19 protein-coding genes are annotated in these 24,716 nt (G+C 72.8%); 10 read left to right on the forward strand and 9 right to left on the reverse strand.

The window, feature by feature from the left end; translation table 11 throughout:
• Positions 1 to 225: 225 nt before the first annotated feature.
• The 4 genes from IE145_RS28855 to IE145_RS28870 form a co-directional block, all read right to left on the reverse strand.
• Positions 226 to 3,156, reverse strand: a complete 2,931-nt coding sequence (locus tag IE145_RS28855) for a helix-turn-helix transcriptional regulator (protein ID WP_189528370.1) — start codon at positions 3,154 to 3,156, stop codon at positions 226 to 228.
• 79 nt (positions 3,157 to 3,235) lie between these two features.
• A complete protein-coding gene (locus IE145_RS28860) occupies positions 3,236 to 3,433 on the reverse strand; it encodes a hypothetical protein (RefSeq protein ID WP_189528371.1) in 198 nt (65 codons plus the stop codon).
• A gap of 49 nt (positions 3,434 to 3,482) precedes the next feature.
• Entirely contained in the window at positions 3,483 to 6,548 is a 3,066-nt protein-coding gene (locus tag IE145_RS28865) for a type 2 lanthipeptide synthetase LanM family protein (protein WP_229825928.1), read from the reverse strand.
• Positions 6,549 to 6,735: 187 nt separating this feature from the next.
• Complete coding sequence (locus IE145_RS28870; protein ID WP_229825929.1) at positions 6,736 to 7,839, reverse strand: LacI family DNA-binding transcriptional regulator; 1,104 nt, start codon at positions 7,837 to 7,839, stop codon at positions 6,736 to 6,738.
• A 109-nt stretch (positions 7,840 to 7,948) separates the two neighbouring features.
• Between IE145_RS28870 and IE145_RS28875 the strand changes: the two genes are divergently transcribed.
• The 3 genes from IE145_RS28875 to IE145_RS28885 all read left to right on the forward strand — a co-directional run bounded on the left by IE145_RS28875 (position 7,949) and on the right by IE145_RS28885 (position 11,167).
• Positions 7,949 to 9,100: a Gfo/Idh/MocA family protein gene (locus tag IE145_RS28875; protein ID WP_189528374.1), complete on the forward strand. Its 1,152-nt coding sequence runs from the start codon at positions 7,949 to 7,951 to the stop codon at positions 9,098 to 9,100.
• 79 nt (positions 9,101 to 9,179) lie between these two features.
• A complete protein-coding gene (locus tag IE145_RS28880; protein ID WP_189528375.1) occupies positions 9,180 to 10,334 on the forward strand; it encodes a dihydrodipicolinate synthase family protein in 1,155 nt (384 codons plus the stop codon).
• On the forward strand, positions 10,331 to 11,167 hold the full coding sequence (locus IE145_RS28885; RefSeq protein WP_189528376.1) for a sugar phosphate isomerase/epimerase family protein: 837 nt from the start codon (positions 10,331 to 10,333) through the stop codon (positions 11,165 to 11,167). Before IE145_RS28880 ends, IE145_RS28885 begins: the two co-directional genes overlap by 4 nt.
• Positions 11,168 to 11,457: 290 nt before the next feature.
• Here the strand turns inward: IE145_RS28885 and IE145_RS28890 are convergent, their stop codons facing one another.
• Complete coding sequence (locus IE145_RS28890) at positions 11,458 to 11,877, reverse strand: RNHCP domain-containing protein (RefSeq protein WP_189528377.1); 420 nt, start codon at positions 11,875 to 11,877, stop codon at positions 11,458 to 11,460.
• Between the two features lie 22 nt (positions 11,878 to 11,899).
• Complete coding sequence (locus IE145_RS28895; protein WP_189528392.1) at positions 11,900 to 12,241, reverse strand: RNHCP domain-containing protein; 342 nt, start codon at positions 12,239 to 12,241, stop codon at positions 11,900 to 11,902.
• 427 nt (positions 12,242 to 12,668) lie between these two features.
• Between IE145_RS28895 and IE145_RS28900 the strand changes: the two genes are divergently transcribed.
• Entirely contained in the window at positions 12,669 to 12,932 is a 264-nt protein-coding gene (locus tag IE145_RS28900) for a hypothetical protein (RefSeq protein WP_189528378.1), read from the forward strand.
• A gap of 10 nt (positions 12,933 to 12,942) precedes the next feature.
• Here IE145_RS28900 and IE145_RS28905 read toward each other — a convergent pair whose 3' ends face one another.
• Positions 12,943 to 13,650: a bleomycin resistance protein gene (locus IE145_RS28905; protein ID WP_189528379.1), complete on the reverse strand. Its 708-nt coding sequence runs from the start codon at positions 13,648 to 13,650 to the stop codon at positions 12,943 to 12,945.
• 250 nt (positions 13,651 to 13,900) lie between these two features.
• Between IE145_RS28905 and IE145_RS28910 the strand changes: the two genes are divergently transcribed.
• From IE145_RS28910 to IE145_RS28920, 3 genes are all read left to right on the forward strand, one after another.
• A complete protein-coding gene (locus IE145_RS28910) occupies positions 13,901 to 14,779 on the forward strand; it encodes a lysozyme (protein ID WP_189528380.1) in 879 nt (292 codons plus the stop codon).
• Between the two features lie 94 nt (positions 14,780 to 14,873).
• Positions 14,874 to 15,527, forward strand: a complete 654-nt coding sequence (locus IE145_RS28915; protein WP_189528381.1) for a peptidoglycan recognition protein family protein — start codon at positions 14,874 to 14,876, stop codon at positions 15,525 to 15,527.
• A 312-nt stretch (positions 15,528 to 15,839) separates the two neighbouring features.
• The gene (locus tag IE145_RS28920; protein WP_189528382.1) at positions 15,840 to 17,273 is read left to right on the forward strand and encodes an eCIS core domain-containing protein; all 1,434 of its coding nucleotides are present in this window, start codon (positions 15,840 to 15,842) and stop codon (positions 17,271 to 17,273) included.
• On the opposite strand, the gene IE145_RS28925 is transcribed toward IE145_RS28920, so the two are convergent.
• Positions 17,266 to 18,504, reverse strand: coding sequence for an epoxide hydrolase family protein (locus IE145_RS28925; protein WP_189528383.1), 1,239 nt, complete (start codon positions 18,502 to 18,504; stop codon positions 17,266 to 17,268). The two genes, IE145_RS28920 and IE145_RS28925, sit on opposite strands and share 8 nt — an antisense overlap.
• Positions 18,505 to 18,608: 104 nt before the next feature.
• Between IE145_RS28925 and IE145_RS28930 the strand changes: the two genes are divergently transcribed.
• The 3 genes from IE145_RS28930 (at position 18,609) to IE145_RS28940 (ending at position 23,025) form a co-directional block, all read left to right on the forward strand.
• On the forward strand, positions 18,609 to 19,172 hold the full coding sequence (locus tag IE145_RS28930) for a CGNR zinc finger domain-containing protein (protein ID WP_189528384.1): 564 nt from the start codon (positions 18,609 to 18,611) through the stop codon (positions 19,170 to 19,172).
• Between the two features lie 113 nt (positions 19,173 to 19,285).
• Entirely contained in the window at positions 19,286 to 21,511 is a 2,226-nt protein-coding gene (recD2, locus tag IE145_RS28935; protein ID WP_189528385.1) for an SF1B family DNA helicase RecD2, read from the forward strand.
• Positions 21,512 to 21,726: 215 nt separating this feature from the next.
• Positions 21,727 to 23,025 (forward strand): citrate synthase, encoded by a 1,299-nt coding sequence (locus IE145_RS28940; RefSeq protein WP_010056523.1) that lies wholly within the window; start codon positions 21,727 to 21,729, stop codon positions 23,023 to 23,025.
• Positions 23,026 to 23,580: 555 nt separating this feature from the next.
• Here IE145_RS28940 and IE145_RS28945 read toward each other — a convergent pair.
• Positions 23,581 to 24,716 (reverse strand): heavy metal translocating P-type ATPase (locus IE145_RS28945; RefSeq protein WP_189528386.1); only part of this gene is annotated, 1,136 nt, incomplete at its 5' end.

A 24,716-nucleotide genomic window follows, 5' to 3' on the forward strand; every position in this document is an offset into this window, starting at 1 on the left:
AGCGGGCCTCCGGGAGGGGGACGGGCGGCGGACTGGACCATACGCACGGCCGATCCTGCTGCCGCCCGAGCCTGGGCACATCGGGGCCCCGCCCGCATTTTCCGCCCGGGCACCCGACCGAAACCGCCCGGCACCCCCATGTTGCCCGCCCCGGCCCCCATGCCCGTACGTCCCCGCACGTCCGCGGCGCGGCGCGGGCGGGCGGTACGCCCCGCTCCTCGCCGCTCAGGCAGGCTCGGCGGCGCACTCGGCGGCGAACTCGCACAGCGCCGCCCGGTCGGTACGGCCGGTCTTGTTCAGCAGGCTGGCCATGTGCTTCTCCACCGTGCGCGGCGAGATCGACAGCCGGCGGGCGATCTGCTGGTTCCCGGGCCGCTCGGGCAGCAGCACGAACACCTCGTACTCGCGGGGCGTCACCCCACTGCTCCGCAGCGGCGACGGGATCCGGTCCCAGCCGCCCCGGTGCTGGCCCACGCTCGCCCCGGCCTGCCGCAGCGCCGCCCGGCAGGCGGCGGAGACCGGCTGCACCCCGGCCCCGTAGAAGAACTCCTCGGCGGTCCGCAGCCACGCCACCGGCTCGCCCCACCCGTCCTCCCGGGCCGCGTCCGCGACCAGCCGCAGCCCCAGATGGCGGGCGACCGGGAACGGCGCGGAGCGCCGGGCGAACGACGCCATCACCCGGGCGGCCCCGGCCGGGTCCCCCTTCCGGCCCAGCAGCACCGCGTCGGCCAGCTCCAGGAACTGCCGGTTCCAGGCGAGGCAGCCCCCGGGAGCCGTCCTCGCCTCCTCCAGCTCCGCCCGGTCCGCCTGCCCGGCCAGGACCCGCAGCAGCGGGCGCAGCCCGTACCGCCCGCTCAGGTAGTAGTAGCTCGGATGGTCCAACTCCCAGGCCAGCGCCTCGTCGAGACCGGCCGTCGCGCGCTCCCGGTCCTCCTCCAGCAGGGCCCCGAACGCCCGGCAGAGCCCCGACCGGAGCGGCACCAGCAGCGACTGCTCGCCCCCGGCCCGCCGGAACGCGGCCAGCGCCCGGTCCATGTCCCGCCGCCGCCCCCGGTGCGCGGCCATCGTCGCCCCGGCCAGCAGCAGATAGCGGTGGGCGGACAGATCGCCGACCCGGGCACTGGCCTCGGCCGATCGGTCGATGATCTCCTGCGCCTCCTCCCACCGGGCGCACAGCACCGCGTTCATCGCGAGCAGTCCGTCGACCGTACGGGTCAGCAGCAGCGCGCCGAGATCGGTGGCCGCCGCCCGGGCGGAGAGCAGCCGGGACGCGTCCCCGGTCCGCATGAAGGCGTTCGCGCCCAGCCGTACCAGCGCCTCCACCCGCCAGACCGGCAGGGCGTGTTCGGTGGAGATCGACAGCATCCGCTCCAGCGCGGCGTCCGCCGCGTCGAAACCCTCCTCGCGCCGCAGCAGCGCCAGCAACTGCCAGGCCCGGCAGGCCACCACGGGCAGCCCCTCGGCCTCGGCGGTCTCGGCGGCCTTCTGGACGGCCTGCTCGGTCTCCACCGGATCCCGGTACGGCCGCCCGTGCCCGGGAAGCCCGGGGAGCAGCGCCAGATAGCCGTCGACCACCACGAGCGCGGCCCGGCGGCCCGGGGGCGGCGTCGGGCCCAGGAGGACCCGGGCCGCCTCGACCTGGAGCGCGGCATCGGCGGTGCGCTCCGCCATGACCGCCGCCCAGGCGAGGTCGATGTGGATCTGGCCGCGCCGGGCGGCGGCCTCGGAACGCGCCGGAACCGGCGGCAGCGCGTCCGCCAGCTTCAGTGCGCCGTCCAGATCGCCGCCCTCGGCCCGGGCGATCGCCAACGACTCGGCGACGGCGGCCCGGTCGACCTCGGCGGCCAGGGGGTGCGCCCGCTCCAGCAGCACCACGGCGGAGCCGTGCGCTCCCGAAGCGAGCATCCGTCTTCCGGCCTCCGCGAACTGGCGGGCGGCCCCGGCCCGGTCGCCCGCCGCCAGTTGCAGCGAGGCCACCAGTTGCCGCCCGTCCTCGTCCAGCGGCTCCCCGGACCGCTCGATGGCGGCGGCGGCCCGGCGGGCCAGGGAGGCGCGCTCGGCCGGGGCGAGCGAGGAGATCAGAGCCTCGGCGGTGAGCGAGTGCCGGAAGGTGTAGCGGTCGGGGGCCGCGCCGTCCGGGGCGATGACCCCGGCCTCCACCGCGGACCGCAGATGGGTGAAGAGGGCCCGGTCCTCGAAGCCGGTGACGGTCTGGAGCACCGTCACCGAGAACTGGCTGCCCAGCGTGGCCGCCGCCAGCAGGAGATCCCGTACCGGCTCGTCGAGGCGCTCCAGCCTGCGGGCCCAACTGCGCACGATGTCCGAGGGGATGGAGTCGCCCTGCTGCTCCACCGCCTCCCACACGCCGTCCGTCCGCCGGAGCCGGCCGGTGTCGAGGAGGTCCGCCAGCAGCACTTCCAGCAGATAGGGGTTGCCGGCGGCGCGTCCGGCCAGCCGCCGGTGCACCGCCTCCGGTATCTCCCGGGGTCCCGCCTCCAGACAGGCACGTGTCAGCGCCCGCACCTGTTCGTCGTCGAGCGGACTCAACTCCCGTACGATCGCGGCCTGACGGCGCTCGGCGGAGCGTACGAGGTCCAGAGCGGCGCCCGGCTCCGGGCGCAGGGTGCCCAGGAACAGGATGGGCAGATCGGCGAGGTTGTCGATGACGTACTCGACGACCGCGACGGTCTCCGTGTCGCAGTCGTGCAGATCCTCCAGCAGGATCGTGCAGCCCGCCTCCCTGCCCAGCACGGACAGCAGCCGCAGCAACGCCTCGGCCAGCTCCACGACCGTCTCCGGATATCCGGGCGATCCGGCCCTGCGCCACTCCGGGACCAGCCGGGCCAGCGCCGGATGGTAGGGGGCGAGCTCCGGATCGGTCGGGGTGCCGGCCGCCCGGAACCGGGACGCCAGCGCCTCGGCGAGCGGACGGAACGGCACGACGAGCCCGGTCGAGGTGGCCCGGCCGCGCAGCACCGGCATGCCGAGCCCGTAGGCCCGGTAGGCGCACTCGCCCACCAGCCGGGACTTTCCGATACCGGCTTCCCCGATGAGGAACAGCGCGCGCCCCGAACGCCGTTGCGCGGCGTCCAGGGCGCTGCTCAGCAGTCCGATCTCCTCGTCTCGCCCGACGATGACCGGCGAAGTGGCTCGCATGGCCGCAGATTACTGGAGTGACAACTCCCACGGCAGCAGGCCAATTCGGCTCAATTGTCGCCGAGTTGGCTGGATCTGGTCACCACGGGGCCGTCATGGTGGTCCACGGCAGGTCGTGGCTGTAGCCGCTCTCGCCCTCCGAGGCGCTGAGGAGTCTGCTGCGCGCACCGAGCCCGCCGGTGGACCCGAGGGAGATCTGCCCGGCCGGGTGCTCCGGGGAGCCCTCGTGCGCGATGTCGCCGGACGCCTGCAGGGCCGATTCGCCGTACTGCTTCATCTCTGCCTCATCCTCTGTTGGTTGGTGTGGTGATCAGCAACGGTGCGTCTCATCGGGAAGACCGGGGTGGATCAGGGGGCCGGGAGGGGCTCAGGAGCAGGGCGGAGCCGATCCGGTCGGGGAACCCCGCCCGCAGCAGCCCGTGCCCGATCCCCGAGAGGCCGGTGAGCAGCCCCGGGTGCGGTACGCGGCCGGGCGTCCCGCACAGCGGCCCCGCCCGGTCCGCCGCGGCCACCAGCGTCCCGGCCCGGCGCACCCACGCGGCCCGTACGCCGGGCAGGAGAGCGGGCAGGGCGCTGTGACCGAGGAGTTCGAGCAGCCCGGACTCCCCGTGGCACAGGCTGTCGTCGGCGAGCGGCCCCCTGCCCGCCAGCTCGCCGGAGCGCGCCGCCAGCCAGCCGGACAGCTCCGCATCCTCCCGCGCGTCGGGGCTGTCGGCGATCGCCAGCGCCACCCCGGCCACGCCGTCGCACCAGGCGGGTCCGTGGGCCGTCGCGGCGTCCGTCAGCGCGGTCGCCCGGCGCAGGGCGTGCAGCCCGGCGTTCCGGTGGCGGGCGTCGCCCCCGGCCTCGGCCAGGCGCAGCAGCGCCCAGCCGATCCCCGCCGCCCCGTCGGCGAAGCCTCCGGTCCCGGGAGCCGGGGCGGCGGCGAGCCGCTCGGCGCAGCGCACGGCGCCCCACCAGGCCTGCGGCCGGCCGGTGGCGCGGTACACCGCGAGCAGCGAGACCAGCCCGCCCGCCGCGCCGCCGCGCACCCCGTACCCGTCCTCGGCCGCGTTCGCCGCACAGCACAGGCGGACGGCCGGACCGGCCTGGTCCAGCACCTCCCGGTCGCCCAGCAGCGTGCCCACCTCGGTCAGGGCGTACGCGATGCCGCCGAGGCCCGCGTACGCGCCGGAGCCCAGGGCCCCGAGCTCGTCGGCCCGCCCGTGCAGGGCGTCCAGCAGTCCCGGGACGGGCGCGAGCGCTTCGCGGGCCGCCTCCGCGTACCGGGACACGCCGGTGAGCGCGGCCAGTTGGGCCAGGAAGAGCGCGGGGCCGGTGTAGCCGCCGGCGAGGTCCGCCGCCATCGGCGTGAGCCGCCAGTAGCGTTCGCCGAGCAGTTCGAGCCCGATCCAGTTCGTGCGGCCCTCGTGCCGGTAGGCGAGGGAGACGAGCTGATCGCCCACCGACCTTGCGGCGGACAGCAGTTGCTCGGGCTCCGGCGCGGTCGCCGCTCCCGGCGTCCGGCTGCCCGGGCCGGGCCGGTGCGGCGGCTCGGGGGAGGTGCTCACCATGGCGGTCCGGATGATCCGCTCCTGGTCCTGGCGGTCCACGGTGTCCATCGCGCGCACCTTCGCCTCGACGCGCGCCAGACCGGTGGGGGCGACGGCGCCGGGAGCTGCCCCGTCGGGTGCCGGGGCCACGACCGTACGGCCGGTGCCGCTCCACACCCGGCCGGAGCCCGGCCGGGTGGCGAACACGGGCACGTCACCGCACCACAGCTCGGCGATCTCCTCGTCCTCCACGCCGGACAGCGCGGGCACGCCCAGGAGCGGGGTGCGCAGCAGGGACAGCACCCGGTGCCGTTCGGCGGCGTCCCGCATCAGGTCGGGGTGGGTCGACTCGTCCAGCAGCGTCGTGTACGTCCAGGTGGGCCGGGGGACGACGCGCACCTCGTCCTCGGCGAACCGCCGCAACGGCCCGTCCGCGCCGAGGAGTTCGTCGCGGTGGTCGTGGATCGCCGTGTATCCGGCGCGGAATCCGTCGCAGAGGGCCTCGGTGTACGCGCAGGGGTCGGCCGGCTCGGCGTCGAGCCGGGGCCGGTTGGCGGACTCGGTGAACCGCCCCGCTCGCCGTACCAGCCGCATGCGGTCGGTGCCGGCCTCCGCCCAGTCGGCGGTCTCGATGGGGGACGACGCGGCCCGGCCCCCGCCGATGGCGGACATGTCGAGCGCCGAGGTGTCCCCGACGAGCAACTGGGGGAGCAGGCCGACCCGGTGGACGGAGTCGTGCAGGGCCCGGGCGGCCGGATCGGCGGAGCGGGCGGGCCCCAGCGGCGGGTGGAACAGGGTCTCCACATCGACCAGGACCGGGTGCGGGCCGCAGGCGATGAGGTTCTCGTGGTGCAGATCCGTACCGTCCAGCGCGTGGAGCAGGGCCAGCAGCGCACCCTGGCGCCGGTAGAACTGCCGGGTCTCCGTCCCCGAGGCGCAGGGCCGCTCCTCCACGAACTCGGCCCAGCCGTAGTCCCCCCGGTCCAGGACGCGCGGCACCCGCAGCTCGGGGGCGCCCGGCAGCGAACCGAACCATTCGACCAGGGAGTTGAAGTGCCGGTGCGCCGCGAGCGGGCGCGGCTTGTAGACCAGCCGGGTGCCGTCGGCGAACCGCAGGAGCATCACCGACCGGCCGCCGCGGTGGCTGTCGCCCGCACCGGCCTCGACCCCGGTGAGCGCCCCCGGCCGGGCAGCCGGACCGAGCCCGCCCGGACCGCCGTCCGGGGCGCCGAACACTCCCGCCGGGGCCAGCAGATGGCGGTCTGCGGCGAGCCGGGCGACCAGCTCCGCGAAGGCGGACGCGGTGGTGAGGCAGGCCGTCGCGAGGAGGCGGGCCAGCACGGGGTAGCCGGTGACGAGCCGGTCGAGGCCGTCGCGGCGGGCGGTCTGCGCGACGAAGTCCCGGAAGCGCTCCTCGGGTCCCTCCCCGCTCAACCGGCCCAGCCGCCGGGCCTCGTGCAGCTCGGTGACGAGCGTGCGCGCCGCGATGCGGGCCAGCCGCCGGGTCAACTGCCGCCGGAAGTCCGCCAGGACGGGCGCCCCGTCCTCCTCGGGCTCCCCGTCCGCCAGCGCGTCCCGGAGCCGTCCCTCGGCCGCCTCCACGAACGGCGCGACGATCGGCCCGAAGCCGCTGAGCCCCGGGTACGCGCGGTCGGCGACCACCGCGTCGCACGGCGCGGCGGCGACGGCCTCCCGGGCGAAGGCGGCCCAGGCGGGTTCACCGGAAGCGCTGCCCCCGACGACACCGGGCAGCCACCACGGCTCGGAGGCCGCGCGGTGGAGGGAGGCGACGGAGACGGCAGGGGCGGCAGGGGCCGGGCGACGGCTCGTACCTCTGTCGATCAGGTTCTTCTCCGCCACCGCTCCGCACCTCCCCGGTCCCGGACCGGCCCCGTGCGGGCCGCCCGTGACCATCGTGGCGGGGGAGGGGGTACGGGCACATGGGGGAGTCGCCCCCATCTTTCGCCCTCCGGCCTGCGGGCGCCCCCACGGCCCGGGGACGCCCACCGGGTACGGCGGTGGCGACCGGGCCGGCCCCGCGGCCGGGTCAGCCCCTCGGTGCCGCGGTGGACCCCCGGATCATCAGCTCGGCCGCGATCGTCGCGATGCCGCCGGGCGGGGGGTTCTCCTTGCCCATCGCGAGCCGTCCCGCCCGGGCGCCCGCCTCGAAGAGCGGCAGCCGGACCGTCGTGAGGGCCGGTACCGCGTCCACCGAGAACGGCAGGTCGTCGAAGCCCGCCACCGAGATGTCCTGCGGGATGCGCATCCCCTGGTCCCGGACCGCCGCGCAGGCGCCCAGCGCCACGGTGTCGTTGGCGGCCACGATCGCGGTCACGTCCGGGGCCCTGCGCAGGAGTTCGAGGGTGGCCTCGTACCCGGAGCGCCGGTCGTAGGGGCCGTGCACGACGAGCCGGTCGCCGTCGGCCCCCGCGCCGCCGGCCGTACCGCCCCCTGCCGGAAAGTCCTCCAGCCCCGCCGCGCGCAGGGCCTCCCGGTGGCCCTCCAGCCGGTGGCGGGTGGTGGTGCGTTCCGGGGGCCCGGCGACGTAACCGATCCGGCGGTGGCCCAGCGAGATCAGGTGCTCGGTGAGGCGGCGGCCGCCGCCCCGGTTGTCGAACGCGAGGGCGGCGACGAGCGCGTCCCCCTCGGGCAGCGGGGGCCGCCCGCAGAAGACGATCCGGGTGCCCGCGTCCGCGAGCTTCGCCAGCTTCGCCGCCATCGCGGCCTGGTGCGCCGGGCTCTCGACCGCGCCGCCGGTGAGGACGACGGCGGCGGCGCGCTGGCGCTGGAGGAGCGTGAGATAGGTCAGCTCGCGCTCCGGGGAGCCGCCGGTGTTGCAGATGACGGCCAGCTTCTCGCCGCCCGCCCGTCCCGAACCGTCTCCGGGCCCGCCGATCTGCGTCTGCGCCGCCCCCGCCATGATCCCGAAGAAGGGGTCCGCGATGTCGTTGACCAGGATGCCGACCAGGTCCGACGTGGCGGCGGCCAGGGAGCTCGCGGGCCCGTTGAGCACGTAGTCCAGATCGTCCACCGCACGCAGGACCCGTTCCCGGGTCGACGCCGCCACCGGGTAGTTGCCGTTCAGCACGCGGGAGACGGTGGCCGGGGACACCCGGGCGCGGGCCGCCACATCCGCCAGGGTGACTGTCATCGCTGTCCTCCGTGAGGTCACGTGCGGCCCCCTCTTGTCCGGCCGCTGTCGGCAGGCTAGCGTCATCTCCGATAGAAAGCGCTTGCTACGGCTGTATGGAGGAAACTTCGTGACACGCAGGACAGTGCGCATCGCCATGAACGGCGTCACGGGACGCATGGGGCTCCGGCAGCACCTGGTGCGCTCGATCCTCGCGATCCGTGAGCAGGGGGGCCTGGACCTCGGCGACGGCGAGGTGGTGTGGCCCGAGCCCGTGCTCGTCGGCCGGCGCGCCCACGCCCTGGAGGAACTCGCCGAGCGCCACGGGCTGACCGAGTGGTCGACGGACCTCGACGCGGTACTCGCGGACGACACGGTCGAGATCTACTTCGACGCCCAGGTCACCTCGGCCCGGGTGGAGGCCATCAAGAAGGCGATCGCGGCGGGCAAGCACGTCTACACCGAGAAGCCGACCGCCACGGACGTCGAGGGCGCCCTCGACCTGGCCCGCCTCGCGCGCGACGCCGGGATCAAGCACGGCGTCGTCCAGGACAAGATCTTCCTCCCGGGCCTGCGCAAGCTGAAGCGCCTGATCGACGGCGGCTTCTTCGGCGAGATCCTGTCCGTGCGCGGGGAGTTCGGCTACTGGGTCTTCGAGGGCGACTGGCAGGAGGCGCAGCGCCCCTCGTGGAACTACCGGGCGGAGGACGGCGGCGGCATCGTCGTCGACATGTTCCCGCACTGGGAGTACGTGCTCCACGAGCTGTTCGGCCCGGTCACCTCCGTGACCGCGCAGGTCCGGACGCACGTTCCGCAGCGCTGGGACGAGCAGGGCAAGCCGTACGAGGCGACCGCCGACGACGCCGCGTACGGCATCTTCGAGCTGGCGGGCGGGGCCGTCGCGCAGATCAACTCCTCCTGGACGGTCCGGGTCAACCGCGACGAGCTCGTCGAGTTCCAGGTCGACGGCACACACGGCTCGGCCGTCGCGGGACTGCGCAACTGCCGTGTCCAGCACCGCTCGACGACCCCCAAGCCGGTCTGGAACCCGGACCTCCCCGTCACCGAGTCCTTCCGCGACCAGTGGCAGGAGATCCCGGACAACCAGGAGTTCGACAACGGCTTCAAGGCCCAGTGGGAGCTGTTCCTGCGCCATGTCGTCCAGGACACGCCGTACACCTGGGACCTCCTGGCCGGAGCCCGGGGCGTCCAACTGGCCGAACTCGGGCTGAAGTCGTCCGCCGAGGGCCGCCGTCTCGCCGTCGCGGAGCTGACGCTGTGACGTACAGCCCGACCGCGCGGCGCGGCGACGGAAACCCGCTACCGCCGGCCACACGGCGCAACGACGGGGAGCGGCCGGCATGACGACCACGATCCACCTGCCCCAGGGCCCGTACACCCCCCGCGCCACCCCGCTCGACCTGGCGCCGGGAGCCGGGGCCCCCTCCTCCCGTACGGTCTTCTCGGCGGCCCACGTGGTCGCCGACCCGTACGCGGACATCGGCCCGGACGGACCGGCCTCCGTCGACTGGGAGGCAACGCTCGCCTTCCGCCGTCACCTCTGGTCGCACGGCCTGGGCGTCGCGGAGGCCATGGACACCGCGCAGCGCGGGATGGGGCTCGACTGGGCGGGCGCGGCCGAGCTGATCCGCCGCTCGGCCGCCGAGGCGAAGGCGGTGGGCGGCCGGATCGCCTGCGGCGTGGGCACCGACCAGCTGCCCGAAGGCCCCGCACCCGCCCTGGCCGAGGTGACGGCGGCGTACGAGGAGCAGCTCGCCCTGGCCGAGGAGCACGGCGTCCAGCCGATCCTCATGGCATCACGCGCCCTGGTCCGCGCCGCCCGGGGGCCCGAGGACTACCTCGCCACGTACGCCCATCTCCTGCGGCAGGCGTCGGAGCCGGTGATCCTGCACTGGCTGGGCCCGATGTTCGACCCGGCCCTGGAGGGCTACTGGGGCAGCACCGGTCTGGACGCGGCCACGGACACGTTCCTTGAGGTCATCGCCGAACACCCCGACAAGGTCGACGGCATCAAGATCTCCCTCCTGGACGCGGCCCGCGAGATCGACGTCCGCCGCCGCCTCCCGGGCGGGGTCCGCTGCTACACGGGTGACGACTTCAACTACCCGGAGCTGATCGCGGGCGACGAACGCGGCTTCAGCCACGCCCTGCTGGGCATCTTCGACCCGCTGGGCCCGTTGGCGGCCCACGCGGTACGGGTGCTGGACACGGGGGACGTGGCCGGCTTCCGGGCCCTCCTGGACCCGACGGTCGAGCTGTCCCGGCACCTCTTCCAGCGCCCCACCCGCTTCTACAAGACGGGCGTGGTGTTCCTGGCCTGGCTGGCCGGCCACCAGGACCACTTCACGATGGTGGGCGGACTCCAGTCGGCCCGCTCGCTGCCGCATCTGGCGACGGCGTACGAACTGGCCGACGGGCTCGGCCTGTTCCCGGACCCCGAGCTGGCCGCCCACCGCATGCGCGCGCTGCTCGCCGTCCAGGGAGGCGCACGATGACCGACGACGTCCTGGCACGTCTGAGCGTCAACCAGGAGACCATCAAGCAGTGGTCGCTGCCGGAGCTCGCCGAGGGCTGCGGCAGGGCGGGGGTCGGCAAGGTCGGCCTGTGGCGGGCCCCGGTGCGGGCGTACGGCGTCGAGCGCGCGGCACGGCTGTTCTCCGACGCCGGGATCGGCGTCACCAGCCTCTGCCGGGGCGGCTTCTTCACCGCCCTCGACCCCGCCGAGCGCGCCCGGGCCCTGGACGACAACCGGGCGGCGATCGACGAGGCGGCGGCCCTCGCCACCGACACCCTCGTCCTGGTCTCCGGCGGCCTGCCGCCCGGCAGCCGGGACCTGCACGGAGCCCGGGAGCGGGTGGCCGAGGCGCTGGCGGAGCTGGCTCCGTACGCGGCGACGCGCGGGGTGCGCCTGGCGATCGAACCCCTGCACCCGATGTACGCCTCCGACCGCTGTGTGGTCTCCACCCTCGCCCAGGCCCTGGACCTCGCGGAACGGTTCCCGGCCGAGCAGGTCGGGGTGGTCGTCGACACCTACCACCTGTGGTGGGACGACGGGGCGCCCGCCCAGATCGCCCGTGCGGGCGCGGGCGGCCGCATCCACTCCTTCCAGCTGGCCGACTGGATCACCCCGCTTCCGGCGGGCGTTCTGCTGGGCCGGGGGCAACTGGGCGACGGAAGTGTGGACTTCCGGGCGTTCCGCCGCGCGGTGGAAGCGGCCGGCTTCGACGGCCCGATCGAGGTGGAGATCTTCAACGAGGCACTGTGGGCCCGCGACGGGGCGGAGGTCCTGGCGGAAGTGGCGGAACGGTACGTACGACATGCCTGCTGAGAGCCCCGGACGCGACCGAGAGTAAAGAGATCGTAAAGGGCTGCAACCTTTGCGTACCCTCCCGGGTCACACAGGGCGTCGGGACTTCCGGGGAGGGGTCCGGGGGGAACGGGAAGGCCCGACGGGAGGGGAAAGCGAGGGGGGTCCGGCCGCGAGGCCGGGCCCCATTCCGCTTTTGTCCGGCCGGCTCACGCCCCTCCGTCCGCCTCCCGCACGGGCCGCGGGCTCGGACGGACGGCCCGAGGCCCCGCCCCGGGGGCCGCCCGGCGGGTGCCGGGCGGCCCCCGGGATCACAGCGCGAGCATCGCCCGCACGGGGATCTCCGCGTCCGCGAGCGGCCGCAGCGCCAGCCGGACGAGCGCCAGCGCGTTGTCGTCGCCCGCGATGCGGTTGGCGCTGAGCCGCCCGCACGCGAGGCAGTGGTGGATGAGCATCCACTCCCCGTCCTGCCGCACCGACAGGCTCAGGGGCACCATCCGCCCACGGCACCCCGCCGCCCGGTCACCCGGCACCCGGCCGTCCACGTGAAGGCTGACCAGGCAGGACGGGCAGTGATTACGGTGGGCGGTGCCCGGCGCCGCCAGCGGGACGTCGAGCCGGCAGCCGACGCACCGGAACGCGTCACCGCGCGCCCCGGCCGGTCCGTGCAGCACGTCCTTGGCCCGCTGCGGACGCCGTCCCGATCCCCGACGGGGCCCTCGCCGCGTCATCGGAGCCTCCCGGTCGCCCGGTTCACAGGTCACCGAAGGCTTCGAGCGGGAAGGGCGGCTGAGCCAGCGGACGCACGGCCATCCGCATCAGGATCAGCTGGTTGTCGTCCCCGCAGACGGGGTTCGAGGTCAGCTCGTCGCACCGGGTGCAACGGTGGACGACCATCCAGTCGCCGGTGCGCAGCACCGCGATGGAGATCGGGGTCATCCGGCCCTCGCAGTCGGAGCGGCCGCCCTCGACGTGGTCGACGAGGTGCTGCGAGTGCAGGCAGCTGGGGCAGTGATTGCGCGGGCTGCCGTCGGGCGCGTGCGCGGCGACGGTCAGTCCGCAGCGGACGCAGGTGAAGGTGTCCAGGGAGGACATGGCTGAGCGGTGCTGGGGGTTGTCGTGAGACACCCGGATACTCCTTGCCGAAGATGAGGAAAGAAACAGCAGGGAAGTACCGAGCACCCTCGCGTCAGGGACGTACGGGGAGCGGGACCGGACGGCCGCGCGACGGCAGCCGGCCGTGAGGTGTCAGCAGTCGGCCGTGTACGGCGGCCGCGGACGGTCAGGCCCGGTCACCCCGGCGTCACAGGTGCGACGAGGGAGGCTCGGAGTCACTGTCCGGGGCATACATCAACTGCTTTCCAGGGCTCACGCCCAGAGGTCACCCGCGGTCGGAACCCGCGGTCGAGGAGCGAGCACCGTAACAAGGGGGCCGGGGGGCCGGCCATCGAATTTCGCCCGGCGGCCGACACGGACGGGTGCGCCGACGAGTGGCCGGCCGAGCGGGGGGTATCCGGCGGGCATGGCCACCTCGAAGCGTGTAGCGCTCGCACCCCGTGCCGTACGGCAGTTGCGGCGGGTCCGGCCGGTCTACCTCGGCGGGATGCTCATCTCCCTGCTGGTTCTCGTCCTTCAGGCCGACCGGGATCCGGGCGGCCGGCAGGTGATCGCGGGCGTGTTCCTGCTCGCGTTCACGGCCCTCTTCGCCCTCACGGCCGTCCAGTTGTGGCGGCATGCGCGGGCCGGCTCCTGCAGCACGGCGAAGAAGTTGACGCGGACCGTCTGAGCCGGGCGGATCAGCCCCGCAGCTCCGCCAGCCTGGCCAGGGTGTCGGTGGCCGCTTCCCTTTCTCCGGGCCCGAGTTCGACCCCCTCCGCCGCCGCCAGCAGCTCCGCCGCCCGCTCCGCCTCACCCATCCGCTGGGCGATGTCGGCGCGCAGGACGAGCAACCGCAGCCTCTGCCCCGGGGTCGGCCGCTCGTCCGCCCGCCCCAGCACCCGGTCGATGATCTTCGCGGCCCCCGGGAGATCCTGCTTGGAGTCCGCGAAGAGGTCCGCCAGGTGCAGCGCGCGGGCGAACGTCTCCTTCGGGGCGGGCCGGTGGTTCACGTCCTCGCTGATCGGCTGCCCGATCCGGATCGTGTTGCCGGTCGGGTCGGTCACCAGGAACTGCCGCACCCCGTACGACATGTCCTTCAGCGGGCCGATGCGCGGCAGCCCCCGCGTCGGGACGCGCCCGTAGGCCGCCTTGAGCCCCGACCGGAACGCCGTGTGCAGACCGTCCACGTCCTCGGTGAGGACGTAACACCCGGAGTGGGAGGATGCGGGGTCGTACTCCTTCATCCCGTACAGCTGGAGTTCGACCGGACCGCGCTCGACGACGGCGTACGCGTACGGGCTCTTCTGCAGGTATGTCGTGTCGAAGCCGAGGGCGGTGTAGAAGGCGACCACGGAGTCGATCAGGGAGGTCCGGCAGGGAAGCATCGGGATCGTCGTCTCGGTCATGCGATCCAATCTAGTCAAATTTGAATACCTCGGTCAACGGCACCGGCGGCCTTCAGAAATGAAAATTTTCCCCGCTCCGGCACGTTCTCGCAGGTGAGGGGCGGCGGCACAGGTCTAGACCCCACGACCCCTTTACGCCTTTCCGCGCCCGTGCGTTACTCGTGACATGTGCATGGCATCCGATTATCGGATGCCGCTCGGATGCCGTGCCGTGCGCATCCCGTCCTCGTCAACGTGCCCGGAGGTGGCCATGCTCGCGTACCGTTCTCCGTCCCGCCGACTCAAGAGACCCCGAGGCGCTGTGCTGGCCGGCGCTCTCGGCAGTGCCGTGGCGCTGATCCTGACCGGAACGGGCACGGCAGCCGCCGCGGCGCCCGCCCCCGACAAGCCGGTCCGGTCCGGCCAGGCGTGGATGGGGGCGGGCACCCGTATCGAGCAGGGCCCCGCGTCCTCGGCGGGCGGCGTGACGCCGATGGACACCAGCGGTGTCCAGGGCATCGACGTCTCCCACTGGCAGGGGGCGATCAACTGGGGCTCGGTGAAGGCCGCGGGCATCGACTTCGCCTACATGAAGGCCACCGAGGGCACGTCCTACAAGGACAGCAGGTTCAACGCCAACTACACCGGCTCCTACAACGCCGGCCTGATCCGGGGCGCGTACCACTTCGCACGCCCGAACGTCTCCAACGGGGCGACGCAGGCCAACTACTTCGCGAGCAACGGCGGAGGGTGGTCCAGGGACGGCAAGACCCTCCCCGGGGTGCTGGACATCGAGCACAACCCGTACGGCGCCATGTGCTACGGCCTCTCCACGACCCAGATGCGGACGTGGATCAACGACTTCTACAACACGTACAAGGCCCGCACCACCCGGGACGTCGTCATCTACACGACGGCCAGCTGGTGGAACACCTGCACCGGCCGCTGGACCGGCATGTCCGCCAAGTCCCCGCTCTGGGTGGCCCACTGGGGCACCGCCAGCCCGACCATCCCCGCCGGCTTCCCCACCTGGACGATCTGGCAGTACACGGCCACCGGCCGGGTCGGCGGAGTCTCCGGCGACGTGGACCGCAACAAGTTCAACGGCAGCTTCGCGCGGCTCCAGGCCCTCGCCAACAACACGGCGTAGCCTTTCGGCCCTCGCGGCGGCCGGGTGAGCCCGTCGGCGGTTCACCCGGCCGCACCCCCACCGTGCGCCCACCCCTTCACACCAGGAGCCCGCCGTGCACCTTCCGCAGCCGTCCCGCCGCCACATCCTCCTCGCCGGTGCCGGCGGCCTGGCCGCAGCCGCCTTACCGGGCACGGCCCACGCCCTCGGCGCCGACGTCGTCGAACCGGACATCGACGGCACGGGGCAGTGGCAGGCCCGCCCGCCGCGGACCCCGGTGAGCCTGGTCGGGCAGCGGCCGACGAAGATCATCGTGCATCACACGGTCAGCGCCAACACCTCCGACGTCTCCCGCGCCCAGGCCCACCGCCACGCCCACTGGGTCCAGGACCTCCACATGGACAAGAACGGGTGGACCGACACCGGTTACCACTTCCTCGTCAGCCGGGGCGGCTGGATCACCGAGGGCCGCCACCGCAGCCTCAGTGCTCTGCGCGGCGGCACCGACTTCGTCCTCGGCGCCCATACGTCCGGCCAGAACGGCCAGGCCATCGGCATCGCCAACGAGGGCGCGTACCACGACGGCGCACAGCCGCCCCGGGCCCAGTGGGAGGTCCTGGTGGCGCTCTGCGCGTACGTCTGCGACCAGTACGGCATCGCGCCCAGCCGCCTGTACGGACACAAGGACTTCGGCGACACCCTCTGCCCGGGCGTCCTGCACGACAAGCTGCCGCAGCTCCGGAGCGAGGTCGCGGCGAGCATGGGCTGAGCCGGGCATGGGCTGAGCCGCGCATGGGCTGAGCCGGGCATGAGGTGAGCCGGGCATGGGCTGAGCGGCGGGGCGGCTGCGCGATGCGGCCGCCGCCGTGGACGGGCGAGGGGGAAAGCCCCCGAACCGCGCGAGAAGGAGGGCAGGCCAGGCGAAAACCGTCCGTGAGCGGCCGCTCCGGGGCCCACCGGGCGGGCGCGTTGCCCCCGCGGGCCACCGCACCGTGTCCCGAACAGCCCTTACCGGGAACCGCCGTACCGGGTAGGCAGGAAGAACACAGTCCTGTCGAACGAGTCCTACGAGCGGAAGCCCATGCGCGCGCACGAGCCGAAAGAGAACGAGAAGGAGCCGCAGCGCCCCACCAGGGGTGCCGCCGAGCGGCCGGGGGAGGCGGCGGCCCCGAGCGGCCGGGCGCCCGACGCGCTTCTCGCTCTTCAGCGCACCACCGGCAACGCCGCCGTCCTCCGCATGCTCCAGCGCGACCGGCACCGGCACGGACCCGACTGCGGCCACCAGGAGCCCGCCGCGGAGCCGGTGCAGCGCTCGGCCGTGCACGACGTGCTGCGTGCCCCGGGCAGACCGATGGACGCACCGCTGCGTGAGGAGATGGAGTCCCGGCTCGGCTCCGACTTCTCCGACGTCCGGCTGCACACCGACTCCGCGGCCCGCGCCTCCGCCGCCGAGGTGGGGGCCCGTGCCTACACCTCCGGCAGCCACGTCGTCATCGGTGACGGCGGAGGCGACAAGCACACGCTCGCCCATGAGCTGACGCACGTCATCCAGCAGCGTCAGGGCCCCGTGGCCGGTACGGACAACGGGTCCGGGCTGAGCGTCTCCGACCCCGGCGACCGCTTCGAGCGCGAGGCCGAGGCCAACGCGGTCCGGGTGATGAGGCGGACGCCCGAGCAGAGCGCCGAAGGCGCCCCGAGCGACCGGAGCGATCACGGCACACGGCACGCGGCGCGCGGCCCCGGTGCGACGGCCCTCCAGCGCTTCTCCGAGGGCGACACCGCCGAGCTGGGGAACGTACGGCTCTCGGCGAACGGCCTCTACCTCATGCCGCTCACGCCGGGGGAGGACACCACCGTCATCTGGGTCGCGGAGGGCGCTCCGGCCCCCCGGTACTGCGTGCCGACCGGGCAGCGCGGTGACATCGGGGGCCGTACGTACGCGGAGTACGAGCCGGAGTCGGCCTTCCTCGCGGACTGTGCCCACACGGCCGAGGAGATCATGCACCAGCAGCGGCTGGCTCTGGGGCAGGACGCCAGCGAGTTCGCCGAGGGCGGCGCCCGGTTCGGCCTGGGCCACCGGGAGAACGTGGAGGGCGCCCGGGCCTACGCGGCGGCCCGGGGCGACCGTACGGACGGCGACGAACGGCCCGGAGCCGGCCAGGCGTACGCCATCGTGGAGACCGCGTGGCGAGGGAGGTACGCGCGGCCCGCCAACGCCAGCGGCTGGCCCTACCATGTGGCGGCCGTGGTCGCGGTGGACGGCGACGACCGCATCACGGTGGAACAGGCCGCGGGCAGCGACGACGCCCAGGCCCGTCAGGGGCACGAGGGCATCATCGACATGTATACGGCGGGCTCGGACCCGACCAACGGGCAGGCGCTGCCGAACAGTTTCCACGGGCGGAACACCGGTGGCCCGGTGCGGCACTTCACGGCCGGCGCGATCACCGTCGTCCTCCAGCCGATCAACGTCGGCGGTCTCGATGAGGAGACCGGGGAGCGCCGGCTCATGTGACCCCGCGGGCGGCCAGCACCGCCGCGAGGCCCTCCCGCAGATCGGCGACGAAGAAGCCGGGCATCTCCAGTGACGGGAAGTGGCCCCCGGCCTCGGGCGACCGCCACCGGACGATGCTCCGGTACCGCTCCTGGGCCCAGGGGCGCGGAGTCTTCTCGATGTCCCGGGGATACATGGTGATCGCCGACGGGACGTCGACCCGGAGCGCGGGGTCCAGCGAGTTGTGGCTCTCGTAGTAGATGCGGGCCGCCGACGCCCCCGTTCGCGTCAGCCAGTACAGGGTGACGTTGTCGAGGAAGCGGTCCCGGGAGACCGTCTCGAACGGGCTGTCCTCGGTGTCCGACCACTCGGCGAACTTGTCGAGGATCCAGGCGAGCAGCCCGACCGGCGAGTCGACGAGCGCGTAGCCGATGGTCTGCGGGCGGGTCGCCTGCTGCTTCGCGTACGCCGCGCGGTGGCGCCAGAAACGGTGGGTCCCCTCGGTCCACCCGCGCTCGGTCTCCGTCAGCCCGTTGGTCGTCAGACCGGGCGGAGCCTCCGCGAACGTGGAGTGGACGCCGATCACCCGGTCCGGGAACCTGCCGCCCAGCACCGTGGTGATGTTGCCGCCCCAGTCGCCGCCGTGGGCCAGGAACCGGACGTATCCGAGCCTTCCCATCAGCTCCACCCACGCGGCCGCGATCCTCTCGGTGCCCCACCCGGTGGTGGCCGGCTTCTCGCTGAAGCCGAAGCCCGGCAGCGACGGGACCACGACATGGAACGCCGGCGCCTCCGCGTCCTGCGGATCGGCCAACTCGTCCATGACGTGCAGGAATTCGACGATGCTGCCCGGCCAGCCGTGGGTCAGGAGCAGGGGGACGGCGTTCGCGCGCGCGGACCGGCGGTGCAGAAAGTGGATGCCCAGCCCGTCGATCGTCGTACGGAACTGGCCCATGCGGTTCAGCCGCTCCTCGAACGCCCGCCAGTCGTACCCGGTACGCCAGTACTCCACGACCTCGGCGAGGTCGGCCAGCGGAACGCCCTGGCCCCATCGGCGGGGGCCGGGCGGAGCGCCCCGGACCGTCTCGGCCTCCGGCAGCCGCGCCGCGGTCAGGCGCGCCCGCAGATCGTCGAGGTCGGCGTCGGTCGCACGGGTCGCGTAGGCGTGGACGTGGACGTCGTCGGTCGCGTCTGCGTCGCTGGTCGCGTGTGCGTCGCTGGTCGCGTGTGCGTCGCTGGACGGGCGGGGCATGGGGCCTCCTGGCGGTCACGGGCGCCGAAGCCGACTCCGTATGAACCGGCTAAGACGGTTCTAGCAGCTCTCCGGGCGGCCCCGCAACCGGCTAAGGTGGTTCCATGCGTGCTGGATTTCCTGATTTCCGCCTCGGCAACGTGCTGTCGACGAGCTTCACGGGGACCCTGTCGGAGCGCTTCGGTGACGCCGTGGAGCGCATCCCCGTTCCGCGGCGGCTCATCGACTGGCTGGCGGTGTACGGCCTCTCCGTGGACTCCTGCACGCCTGAACAGCTGGATCTGGCACGGGAGTTGAGGGAGTCGATCCACGCGGCCGCGACAGCCGCCGCGCTTCGGGACGCTCTTCCCGCCGCCGCGGTCCAGGTCATCGGCGACCGCAGCGTCGAGGGGCGGGCCGCGGCGATCCTGACGCCCGAGGGGGAGCGGCGATGGTGGCTCGGCTCCTCCTCCGTGGAGGACGCCCTCGGCGTGATCGCCGCCGACGCGGTCGACGTCATCTCGGGCGAACGGGACGGAAAGCTGGCCCTGTGCGCCTCGCCGACCTGCCGGGCCGCCTTCTTCGACACCAGCCGGAGCCGTACGCGCAGGTGGTGCGACATGAACACCTGCGGCAACCGCCAGAAGAAGGCGCGCTTCACCGCCAACCAGCGCCGGAACGCGGGCTGAGGGCGGACCCGGATCCCCGTCCCCTTCTGCGGCCTCCGAGAACCCTCCTACGGCCTCCGACGGGAGTTCCGCCCGTGAACCGGCCTGTCAGTCGGACCGGGTAGCGTCGGGTCATGTCCAACATGGCCGTCCTCGAAGGGGTCCTGGAGCGGATCACCTACGCCAACGAGGAGAACGGGTACACGGTCGCCCGCGTCGACACCGGGCGAGGAGCCGGCGACCTCCTCACCGTGGTCGGTGCGCTGCTCGGCGCGCAGGTCGGCGAGTCCCTGCGGATGGAGGGCCGTTGGGGCTCGCACGCGCAGTACGGCAAGCAGTTCACCGTGGAGAACTACACCACCGTGCTGCCCGCCACCATCCAGGGCATCCGCCGCTATCTCGGCTCCGGGCTGATCAAGGGCATCGGGCCGGTGATGGCCGACCGGATCACCACTCATTTCGGCGTCGACACCCTCGACATCATCGAGCAGGAACCGAAGCGGCTCGTCGAGGTCCCCGGCCTCGGCCCCAAGCGCACGAAGATGATCGCGGCGGCCTGGGAGGAACAGAAGGCGATCAAGGAGGTCATGGTCTTCCTCCAGGGCGTCGGCGTCTCCACCTCCATCGCCGTCCGCATCTACAAGAAGTACGAGGACGCCTCGATCTCCGTCGTGAAGAACCAGCCCTACCGGCTGGCCGCCGACGTCTGGGGCATCGGCTTCCTCACCGCCGACAGGATCGCCCAGGCCGTCGGCATCCCGCACGACAGCCCCGAGCGGGTCAAGGCCGGGCTCCAGTACGCCCTGTCCCAGTCCTCCGACCAGGGGCACTGCTACCTCCCCGAGGAACGGCTCATCGCGGACGGCGTCAAGCTGCTCCAGGTCGACACCGGGCTGGTCATCGAGTGCCTGGCCGAGCTGGCCGCCGATCCGGAGGGCGTCGTACGGGAGAAGGTGCCGTCCCCCGAGGGCGGCGAGCCGGTCACGGCCGTCTATCTCGTCCCCTTCCACCGGGCCGAGCTGTCCCTCGCCGGGCAGGTGCGGCGGCTGCTGCGGACGGAGGAGGACCGGATGCCGGCCTTTCAGGACGTGGACTGGGGCAAGGCGCTGGCCTGGCTCGCGACGCGTACGGGGGCCTCGCTGGCGCCCGAGCAGGAGCAGGCCGTACGCCTCGCGCTCACCCGCAAGGTGGCCGTTCTGACCGGCGGCCCCGGCTGCGGGAAGTCGTTCACCGTCCGGTCGATCGTCGAGCTGGCCCGCGCGAAGAAGGCCAAGGTGGTGCTCGCCGCCCCCACCGGGCGCGCCGCCAAACGCCTCTCCGAACTGACCGGGGCCGAGGCCTCCACCGTGCACCGGCTGCTGGAGCTGAAGCCGGGCGGGGACGCGGCGTACGACCGGGACCGCCCGCTGGACGCCGATCTGGTCGTCGTCGACGAGGCGTCGATGCTCGATCTGCTGCTCGCCAACAAGCTCGTGAAGGCGGTGGCACCCGGTGCCCACCTCCTCCTGGTGGGCGATGTGGACCAGCTGCCCTCGGTCGGCGCGGGGGAGGTGCTGAGCGACCTGCTCGCGGAGGGCGGTCCGGTCCCCGCCGTCCGGCTCACCCGGATCTTCCGCCAGGCCCAGCAGTCCGGCGTGGTCACCAACGCGCACCGCATCAACGCCGGACAGCCACCCCTCACCGAGGGGCTGAGCGACTTCTTCCTCTTCGTGGAGGACGAGACGGAGGACGCGGGCAGGCTCGCCGTCGATGTCGCGGCCCGCCGCATTCCGGCCAAGTTCGGCCTCGACGCCCGCCGTGACGTGCAGGTCCTCGCCCCGATGCACCGGGGCCCGGCCGGTGCGGGCCATCTGAACGGGCTGCTCCAGCAGGCCATCACGCCGGGCCGCCCCGACCTCCCCGAGAAGCGGTTCGGCGGCCGGGTCTTCCGGGTGGGCGACAAGGTCACCCAGATCCGCAACAACTACGACAAGGGCGAGAACGGCGTCTTCAACGGCACCGTCGGCGTCGTCACCGGCCTCGATGCGGACGAGCAGAAGCTCACCGTCCGCACCGACGAGGACGAGGAGATCGGCTACGACTTCGACGAGCTGGACGAGCTGGCCCACGCGTACGCCATGACGATCCACCGTTCCCAGGGCAGCGAGTATCCGGCCGTCGTCATCCCCGTCACCACCAGCGCCTGGATGATGCTCCAGCGCAACCTGCTCTACACCGCCGTCACCCGTGCCAAGAAGCTCGTCGTCCTCGTCGGGTCCCGTAAGGCGATCGGCCAGGCGGTCCGCACGGTTTCCGCAGGCAGACGCTGTACGGCACTGGATTTCCGGCTCCGGGGCGGCTCCGGCGAAGACTTCTCTTGACCCCTGCACAAAAATGATCGATCAAATCGGTGGGAAACATCACGGAGGTCTTCCGGAACCGCAGTCAAGGGGGCAGGATGAGTAAGTTGGCGGCACTCAGTGCCGCCAGTAGGTCCAATGGACGACCCCGAGTGCACTCTCCTGAGCCGAATGGGGGAGGGTGGAAGACAGTCAGGGCACCTCGAAGAAGAGGCACTACGTCGGTGAGGGATGACGTGAGCGAGCACACCAACAACGCTGTAGTACTGCGGTACGGCGATGACGAGTACACCTACCCGGTGATCGACAGCACCGTCGGCGACAAGGGCTTCGACATCGGGAAGCTCCGGGCCAATACCGGCCTGGTGACGCTGGACAGCGGATACGGCAACACCGCCGCCTATAAATCCGCCATCACGTACCTCGACGGCGAGCAGGGCATCCTGCGCTACCGCGGATACCCGATCGAGCAGCTCGCCGAGCGCTCGTCGTTCCTCGAGGTCGCGTACACGCTGATCAACGGCGACCTCCCCAAGGTCGACGAGCTGGCGGCGTTCAAGAACGAGATCACCCAGCACACGCTGCTGCACGAGGACGTCAAGCGGTTCTTCGACGGCTTCCCGCGCGACGCCCACCCGATGGCCATGCTGTCCTCGGTCGTCAGCGCGCTGTCCACGTTCTACCAGGACAGCCACAACCCGTTCGACGAGCAGCAGCGCCACCTGTCGACGATCCGCCTGCTGGCGAAGCTCCCGACGATCGCGGCGTACGCCTACAAGAAGTCGATCGGCCACCCCTTCGTCTACCCGCGCAACGACCTCGGGTACGTCGAGAACTTCCTGCGCATGACCTTCTCGGTCCCCGCCCAGGAGTACGAGCTGGACCCGGTCGTCGTCTCGGCGCTGGACAAGCTGCTCATCCTGCACGCGGACCACGAGCAGAACTGTTCGACCTCCACCGTGCGCCTGGTCGGCTCCTCGCAGGCGAACATGTTCGCCTCGATCTCCGCCGGCATCTCGGCGCTGTGGGGCCCGCTGCACGGCGGCGCCAACCAGTCGGTGCTGGAGATGCTGGAAGGCATCCAGGCCAACGGCGGCGACGTCGACTCCTTCATCCGCAAGGTGAAGAACAAGGAGGACGGCGTCCGCCTGATGGGCTTCGGCCACCGGGTGTACAAGTCCTTCGACCCGCGCGCCAAGATCATCAAGGCCGCCGCGCACGACGTGCTGTCCGCGCTCGGCAAGTCCGACGAGCTGCTCGACATCGCGCTCAAGCTGGAGGAGCACGCGCTCTCCGACGACTACTTCGTCTCGCGCAACCTCTACCCCAACGTGGACTTCTACACCGGTCTGATCTACCGGGCCATGGGCTTCCCGACCGAGATGTTCACCGTGCTGTTCGCGCTCGGCCGGCTGCCCGGCTGGATCGCCCAGTGGCACGAGATGATCAAGGAGCCGGGTTCCCGCATCGGCCGCCCGCGCCAGATCTACACCGGCGAGGTCCTGCGCGACTTCGTCCCGGTCGAGGGCCGCTGACCCGGTCCCCGGCCCGGACCTCGTGTCCGCCCCGTAGTGCCCGGCCTCTTCGGCCGACTGCCTTCGCCCCGCGTACCGCGCTTCGCACAGAGCGCGGTGTCCGGGGCGATTCGGCGTTTCCGGGGGCTTGTCGGCGCTGCCGGGCCCCCGGGCCTTCGTCGAGGCCGCGCAACGCCTGGTGGCGGGCCCCTGAGGCTGGTGCCAGGCCCTCGGAAAGGGAGAAGCGCCCCGCCGCCGATCCCCCCACGGGTCGACGGTCGGGGCGCTTCCCATATCCCGGAGCGGATTCCCCCCACGGGATCCGGCCGGGCGTCTGCAAGGAGCCGAAGCTCCCGTTGTTCTGTTGTGCCGCGATCTGCCGGGGTACGTACGCACGGGAGGGCCGCTCAAAGCTCCCCGGTGCACGTGCCCCGGCCAACGCATGCCATCAGGAGCGTCCCCCAAGACACTCCGTCGGACGTCCCCCAAGACATCCTTGGCAATCGCACTCTAAGACTCGCGAACCCACCGGATGGTTACCCTGAAATCGGTGTGATCTAAATCTCTTTGTGGAAGTTACGTGAAGGCACGCAACCGGAGGCTGTTCGTGACGACGAACACGGACGAAAACGCCATGGCGGCTCCCGCGATCATAGGGTTGAGCAGGCCACTTGCAGCCAGGGGCAAGGCCGCGACGTTGTACCCGAAGGCCCAGAAGAGGTTGCCCCTGATGGTGGCCAGCGTACGCCTGGAAAGACGGATTGCGTCAGCCGTCACCTTGAGATCTCCACGAACCAGTGTGAGGTCGCTCGCCTCGATCGCCGCATCCGTCCCAGTGCCCATCGCCAGCCCCAGGGATGCCGTCGCCAGCGCGGCCGCGTCGTTGACCCCGTCGCCGACCATGGCGACGACCCGGCCCTCGGCCTGAAGGCGCTTGATGACGTCCACCTTGTCCTCGGGGAGGACCTCCGCGTGGACCTGGTCGATGCCCACCTCCCGCCCCACGGCCTCCGCCACGGCCCGGTTGTCGCCGGTCAGCAGGATGGGCTCCAGCCCGAGGGCGCGCAGCTCGGCCACGGCGGCCGCGCTGCTCTCCTTGACCGCGTCCGCCACCCCGAACACGCCCCGGGCCTCCCCGTCCCAGGCCACGACGACCGCCGTACGCCCCTGCGCCTCGTCCTCCTCCAGCGCCCGGGACAGCGCGGGAGGCAGCGGAATCTCCGCGTCGGCGATGAGGCGGGGCCGCCCGACGAGGACGGTGTGGCCCTCGACGGTGCCCTGGACGCCGAGGCCGGGGATGTTGGTGAAGTTCTCGGGGGTGGGGAGGGGGCCGGTGGTGTCGGTGGCGGCGGTGGCGACGGCTTGGGCGATGGGGTGTTCGGAGGCGTTCTCCAGGGCGCCTGCGAGGCGCAGGACTTCGGTTTTGGTGGTGGTGTCGGTGGTGTGGGTGGTCTGGAGGGTCATGCGGCCGGTGGTGACGGTGCCGGTCTTGTCGAGGACGATGGTGTCGGCGCGGCGGGTGGTCTCCAGTACTTCGGGGCCCTTGATGAGGATGCCGAGTTGGGCGCCGCGTCCGGTGCCGACCATGAGGGCGGTGGGGGTGGCGAGGCCGAGGGCGCAGGGGCAGGCGATGATGAGGACGGCGACGGCCGCGGTGAAGGCGGCGGTGGGTCCGGCGCCGTTGCCGAGCCAGTAGCCGAGGGTACGACGGG

This window comes from Streptomyces sindenensis, assembly GCF_014649035.1.
GTDB classification, from domain to species: domain Bacteria; phylum Actinomycetota; class Actinomycetes; order Streptomycetales; family Streptomycetaceae; genus Streptomyces; species Streptomyces sindenensis.

Coding starts and splice junctions, on each gene's coding strand:
- IE145_RS28855 (WP_189528370.1), bottom strand. CDS start 3,156: ATGCGAGCCACTTCGCCGGTCATCGTCGGGCGAGACGAGGAGATCGGA.
- IE145_RS28860 (WP_189528371.1), bottom strand. CDS start 3,433: ATGAAGCAGTACGGCGAATCGGCCCTGCAGGCGTCCGGCGACATCGCG.
- IE145_RS28870 (WP_229825929.1), bottom strand. CDS start 7,839: ATGACAGTCACCCTGGCGGATGTGGCGGCCCGCGCCCGGGTGTCCCCG.
- IE145_RS28880 (WP_189528375.1), top strand. CDS start 9,180: ATGACGACCACGATCCACCTGCCCCAGGGCCCGTACACCCCCCGCGCC.
- IE145_RS28885 (WP_189528376.1), top strand. CDS start 10,331: ATGACCGACGACGTCCTGGCACGTCTGAGCGTCAACCAGGAGACCATC.
- IE145_RS28890 (WP_189528377.1), bottom strand. CDS start 11,877: ATGACGCGGCGAGGGCCCCGTCGGGGATCGGGACGGCGTCCGCAGCGG.
- IE145_RS28895 (WP_189528392.1), bottom strand. CDS start 12,241: ATGTCCTCCCTGGACACCTTCACCTGCGTCCGCTGCGGACTGACCGTC.
- IE145_RS28900 (WP_189528378.1), top strand. CDS start 12,669: ATGGCCACCTCGAAGCGTGTAGCGCTCGCACCCCGTGCCGTACGGCAG.
- IE145_RS28905 (WP_189528379.1), bottom strand. CDS start 13,650: ATGACCGAGACGACGATCCCGATGCTTCCCTGCCGGACCTCCCTGATC.
- IE145_RS28910 (WP_189528380.1), top strand. CDS start 13,901: ATGCTCGCGTACCGTTCTCCGTCCCGCCGACTCAAGAGACCCCGAGGC.
- IE145_RS28920 (WP_189528382.1), top strand. CDS start 15,840: ATGCGCGCGCACGAGCCGAAAGAGAACGAGAAGGAGCCGCAGCGCCCC.
- IE145_RS28925 (WP_189528383.1), bottom strand. CDS start 18,504: ATGCCCCGCCCGTCCAGCGACGCACACGCGACCAGCGACGCACACGCG.
- IE145_RS28930 (WP_189528384.1), top strand. CDS start 18,609: ATGCGTGCTGGATTTCCTGATTTCCGCCTCGGCAACGTGCTGTCGACG.
- recD2 (WP_189528385.1), top strand. CDS start 19,286: ATGTCCAACATGGCCGTCCTCGAAGGGGTCCTGGAGCGGATCACCTAC.